Annotated in this window: 1 protein-coding gene; it reads right to left on the bottom strand. The window is 47.5% G+C overall.

The window, feature by feature from the left end; all coding sequences use genetic code 11:
• The coding region (locus LKE08_RS28795; RefSeq protein WP_375341478.1) for a reverse transcriptase N-terminal domain-containing protein at positions 1-176 on the bottom strand (176 nt) is incomplete at its 3' end.
• Positions 177-394 lie beyond the last annotated feature (218 nt).

Here is a 394-nt window from a genome sequence, read left to right on the forward strand (position 1 = left end):
AGGAGTCTTTGCAACCTTCTAGCTTTTGCGTCCTGTCCCGATTGAGCCGCTTGATAGATACGTTTTTGCAACTTGAAGACCATCCGCTGAACTTTTCCCCAGTTGATAGCCCTCCATGCATTCTTAGTGACCATTGGTTTCGGCTTGCCGAATCCTTTGGTTTGACTAGACGCCATTATTGCTATTCGAGTCTCCATCTTACGTCTGAACCGTGACCCGTCTGCTTATCCCAGACATTACATCTGGGCGTTGGCTTCTGGTCACATCTCACCCCCATATGGCTTGCGCTTACACTTGTGGCTTTATTGCCTTTACTGCTTGCCTAATCGACCATTGGACAAGAGCCATTATGGGGTTATTTCGTTCCATCTGTATGGGTATTCCATCCTTAGAC

The organism is Lyngbya sp. CCY1209 (assembly GCF_035615495.1).
Taxonomy (GTDB): Bacteria; Cyanobacteriota; Cyanobacteriia; order Cyanobacteriales; family Microcoleaceae; genus Limnospira.